The sequence below is a fragment of the Streptomyces sp. 8L genome (genome assembly GCF_020176795.1).
Classification (GTDB): Bacteria; Actinomycetota; Actinomycetes; order Streptomycetales; family Streptomycetaceae; genus Streptomyces.
Window position 1 is genome coordinate 1 of record NZ_JAIUKE010000689.1, and the last position, 4,559, is coordinate 4,559.

A 4,559-nucleotide genomic window follows, 5' to 3' on the forward strand; every position below is an offset into this window, starting at 1 on the left:
CCGTCGGCCTCCATGATGGCCGACGCCGGGGGATGCTCGGTCACCCCCGCTCCTCGGGCACCTCGCGGGCCGCCGCCCCGCCGCCTCGCCCGGGGTCCGTGCGGGGGTGCTGGAAGGCCCCGTCCGCGCGCGGCTCCCTCGGCGTACCGGTGCGGTCGGCGACCCAGGCGGCGATCCGGGCCAGCAGCGGTTCCGCCGCCGCGTTCTCCGCGTGTCCCATGCCGGGCTCGATCCACAGCTCCGCCGCGCCCTCGGGCGCCGCGGCGGCGAGCATGCGCGGATGGTCGAGCGGGAAGTACGGGTCCTGGTCGCCGTGGACGACGAGCAGCGGCACGGGCGCGATGCGGGGCACGGCATCGACAGGCGACAGCGGGACCGGGTCCCAGTCGTGCTGGTAGATGCGGGTGTGCAGGCCGTAGCGGCCCACCACCCGGCCGACCCGCCGGGTCACCACCCAGTGCAGACGGCGCATCGGGGCCGTACCCCGGTAGTACCAGCGCGCGGGGCCGCTGACGCAGACCACGGCGTCCGTTCCGGCGTCGGGGCGGTCCCGGTACAGGGCCGCGTGCCGTACGACGACCGAGCCGCCCATCGAGAACCCGACCGTCACCACGCGCCGGTGGCCGAAGGACCGCGCCCAGCGCACCGCCGCCGCCAGATCCAGTACCTCGCGGTCACCGACCGTGGACCGGCCGCCGGACGCTCCGTGCCCGCGGAAGGAGAATGTGACAACCGCCGCACTACGCGCGAAGACCTCGGCGGCCCTGCGGACGGCGGGCCGGTCGACACTTCCGGTGAATCCGTGCGCGACGACGACCACGGTCCGCTCGGCGGGGCGGAGCCCCGGTCCCGCGCCGGGGCCCCCGGTCCCGCCGCCACCTGGGACATCTGCCGTACACGGCTCGTACATCGCCTCGACTCGGACGGCGTCCTCCGTCGTCAGGACCGTCCGGACGACCCCCGGCGGCCCGGCGGGAATGAATGATCCCCGGGATTGACCTCCTGATTCACCACGCATGTGGGCTATTCTGCTGGGGAAGAGGACCCGGCGACGCAGCCCCCGGGTCCTTTTGCGTTTTCTGCTTCTTGTTACAAGCAGATGAACGAATGGAACAACCGCACCAGGTGGTACCGGCGGCGGCGACGGGCGGCACCCGGCAGGAACCGGGCGGCGCCCGGCGAGACCCGGGCAGTCCCCGGCGACAACCGGCGGTACCGAAGCATTGCCCCCATCGCAGGGACCGAGGAGGAACCGACGTCATGGGCAAGCGATCCACGGACCATCACTGTCCGCACCGTTCGAGCCGTCCGAGCCGTTCGAGCCGTCCGAACCGCGGCCGTACGCACCCCACGGACGGTGCGCGCCGCGCAGGCCGCCCCCGGCACGCGGCCGTGTACGGGGGGTGGCCGGTCGCGGCCGGTCCTGCGACCGGGGCGGGTGAGGCGCGATGAGCTCCCTGCTGCTGCTCACCAACGCCCTCCAGCCCTCCGCCGAGGTGCTGCCCGCGCTCGGCCTGCTCCTGCACACCGTCCGCGTGGCGCCCGCCGAGGGCCCCGCCCTGGTGGACACCCCGGGCGCCGACGTGATCCTCGTCGACGGACGCCGCGACCTCCCGCAGGTGCGCTCGCTGTGCCAGCTGCTGCGCTCGACAGGCCCCGGCTGCCCGCTGGTCCTCGTCGTGACGGAGGGCGGCCTCGCCGCGGTCTCCGCCGACTGGGGCGTGGACGACGTCGTGCTCGACTCGGCGGGCCCCGCCGAGGTCGAGGCCCGGCTCCGGCTCGCGATGGGCCGGCAGCAGATCACCTCCGACGAGGGCCCCGCGGAGATCCGCAACGGCGACCTGTCGGTCGACGAGGCCACCTACAGCGCGAAGCTGAAGGGCCGGGTCCTGGACCTGACCTTCAAGGAGTTCGAGCTGCTCAAGTACCTGGCGCAGCACCCGGGCCGCGTGTTCACGCGCGCCCAGCTCCTCCAGGAGGTGTGGGGCTACGACTACTTCGGCGGTACGCGCACGGTCGACGTCCACGTCCGGCGCCTGCGCGCCAAGCTGGGCCCCGAGCACGAGTCGCTGATCGGCACGGTCCGCAACGTCGGCTACCGCTTCGTCTCCCCCGAGAAGCCGGAGTCGAGCGACCGGATGGCGATGGCGTAACCCGCGGGCGGCGCCCGGACCGTGCCCGGGCGCCTCGCCGCCGGCGCCTTGTCCCCGGGAACCTCGCCGTGGGCGTCTCGCCCCTGAGGCTCGTCCGCGGAGCCTCGTCGCTGGGGCTCCGCCTCGCCGCCGGCGCCTCGCACCGCCGCCGCACGCGCGGGCCGGACGGCAGGAGGCGCTGCGGCCGGACGGCCGGAAGCGCTCCTGGCCGGACGGCCGGAAGTGCTGGCGTCCGCGCCGGTCATCCCGCGTAGACTCCGGTCCGTGGCCAAGGTGACGCGGGACGATGTGGCACGACTGGCGGGTACGTCGACCGCGGTGGTCAGCTACGTCATCAACAACGGACCCCGGCCGGTCGCCCCGGCCACCCGCGAGCGCGTACTCGCCGCGATCAAGGAGCTGGGCTACCGGCCCGACCGGGTCGCGCAGGCCATGGCGTCCCGCCGTACGGACCTCATAGGAATGATCGTCCCGGACGCGCGCCAGCCGTTCTTCGGCGAGATGGCGCACGCGGTCGAACAGGCCGCGGCCGAGCGCGGGAAGATGGTGCTCGTCGGCAACTCCGACTACCGCGGCGAGCGCGAAGTCCACTACCTGCGCGCCTTCCTGGGCATGCGGGTGTCGGGGCTGATCCTCGTCGCGCAGGGGCCGAGCGAGGGCGCGGCGGCCGAGATCGACGCCTGGGACGCCCGGGTCGTGCTCCTGCACGAGCGGCCGGAGTCCATCGACGACGTCGCCGTCGTGACGGACGACATCGGCGGCGCGCAGCTGGCCACCCGCCATCTCCTGGAGCACGGCCACCCGTATGTCGCCTGCCTCGGCGGCGTCGCGACGACCCCGTCCGTGGGCGACCCGGTGGCCGACCACGTCGAGGGGTGGCGGCGGGCCATGCTGGAGTCGGGGCGGTCGGTCGAGGGCCGCCTCTTCGAGGCCCCGTACAACCGCTACGAGGCGTACACGCTCGCCCTCGGGCTGCTCGCGGGCCCGCAGCGCCCGCCCGCCGTCTTCTGCTCGACGGACGACCAGGCGATCGGCGTGCTGCGCGCGGCGCGCGAGCTGCGCATCGACGTACCGGGCGAGCTGGCCGTCGCCGGGTTCGACGACGTGAAGGAGGCGGGGCTCACCGACCCGCCGCTGACGACGGTCTCGTCCGACCGGCCCGCGATGGCGCGGGCGGCCGTCGACCTGGTGCTGGACGACGGCCTGCGGGTCGCCGGGGCGCGGCGGGACGGCGGCTGGGGCCGGGTGCGGCAGTTCCCCTCCGCGCTGATCGTGCGCCAGTCCTGCGGCTGCGCGTAGCGGCGAGGCCGCCGCCCGGCCCGAGCACGTGGGGCCGCCCCTCCCGGTGCCGCCCCGGCGCGACCGGTCGCACGGCTCTCTCGCGCAACTCCCCTCCCGGCGCCCTTATATCGGGCATACGCACTTCTGTCGGGCTTCTCACAGGGCCCTCATAGTCTTTTCATTTCACAGTCGGACAGTCATAGGCATGACGAAATTCTTCGGGCACCGCGACAGCCACCACAGCGACGACCAGTCCTTCGGCGAGCAGCCTGAGCAGCCGCAGCAGGGGCCTTACCAGGCACCGCGGCAGCCGTACGCGTCATCCCCCGCCGACCCGTACACGCCCTACGGAACGCAGGGAACACCGCAGGGGACACCCCAGGGAACGTACGGCGCGGACGGGGCGCGGGAGACCGGCGCCACCGGCGACACGGGGGAGACCGCCACGGGTCCCTCCGGCGCGGCCTTCCCGCCGCCGCCCGCCTACGCCCCGGCGGGCGCGCACGGCGCGGCGCGGCGGCGTGCCCGCGGCCCCGTCGCGCTGGTGGCGGCGGTGGCGCTGGCCGCCGCAGTCGTCGGCGGCGGAGTGGCAACCGTGCTCACGAAGAACGCGGACAACAACCCCAACGGCAGCACGACCGTCGGCGTCAGCGGCACGACGGTCTCGCAGAGCAGCAAGGGCACCGTGGCCGGTGTCGCACAGGCCGTCTCGCCCGCGGTCGTGGAGATCACGGCGGATTCGTCGGCCGGCGAGTCGATCGGTTCCGGCATCGTCATCACCTCCGACGGCCAGGTCCTCACGAACAACCACGTGGTCTCCGGCGCCTCGCAGGTCAAGGTGAAGATGAGCACCGGCAAGACGTACAGCGCGAGCGTCATGGGCACGGACTCGGCCAAGGACCTCGCGCTCATCAAGCTCCAGGGCGCGAGCGGGCTGAAGACCGCCACGCTCGGCGACTCCGACAGCGTGCGCGTGGGTGACCAGGTGGTTGCGATCGGCTCCCCGCAGGGCCTCCAGGGCACGGTGACCAGCGGCATCGTCTCGGCGCTGAACCGCGACGTGACCGTCCCGAAGGAGGACGGCGACAGCCAGGGCCAGGAGCAGCAGGGGCAGGGCGGGGAAAG

General features: G+C 74.1%; 4 protein-coding genes. 3 read left to right on the forward strand and 1 reads right to left on the reverse strand.

Annotated elements, in window-relative coordinates; translation table 11 throughout:
• Nucleotides 1-40: 40 nt before the first annotated feature.
• Nucleotides 41-910, reverse strand: coding sequence for an alpha/beta hydrolase family protein (locus LCE31_RS37190; RefSeq protein WP_225022469.1), 870 nt, complete (start codon nt 908-910; stop codon nt 41-43).
• Between the two features lie 538 nt (nt 911-1,448).
• Between LCE31_RS37190 and LCE31_RS37195 the strand changes: the two genes are divergently transcribed.
• The 3 genes from LCE31_RS37195 to LCE31_RS37205 form a co-directional block, all read left to right on the forward strand.
• On the forward strand, nt 1,449-2,153 hold the full coding sequence (locus LCE31_RS37195; protein WP_225022471.1) for a response regulator transcription factor: 705 nt from the start codon (nt 1,449-1,451) through the stop codon (nt 2,151-2,153).
• A 264-nt stretch (nt 2,154-2,417) separates the two neighbouring features.
• Nucleotides 2,418-3,452, forward strand: coding sequence for a LacI family DNA-binding transcriptional regulator (locus LCE31_RS37200; RefSeq protein ID WP_225022473.1), 1,035 nt, complete (start codon nt 2,418-2,420; stop codon nt 3,450-3,452).
• 187 nt (nt 3,453-3,639) lie between these two features.
• A partial coding sequence (locus LCE31_RS37205) for a S1C family serine protease (RefSeq protein ID WP_225022475.1) occupies nt 3,640-4,559 on the forward strand: 920 nt, incomplete at its 3' end.

Bases quoted from the DNA above. Each gene is read 5' to 3' on its own strand.
- LCE31_RS37195 (WP_225022471.1), top strand. From the start codon at position 1,449: ATGAGCTCCCTGCTGCTGCTCACCAACGCCCTCCAGCCCTCCGCCGAG.
- LCE31_RS37190 (WP_225022469.1), bottom strand. From the start codon at position 910: ATGTACGAGCCGTGTACGGCAGATGTCCCAGGTGGCGGCGGGACCGGG.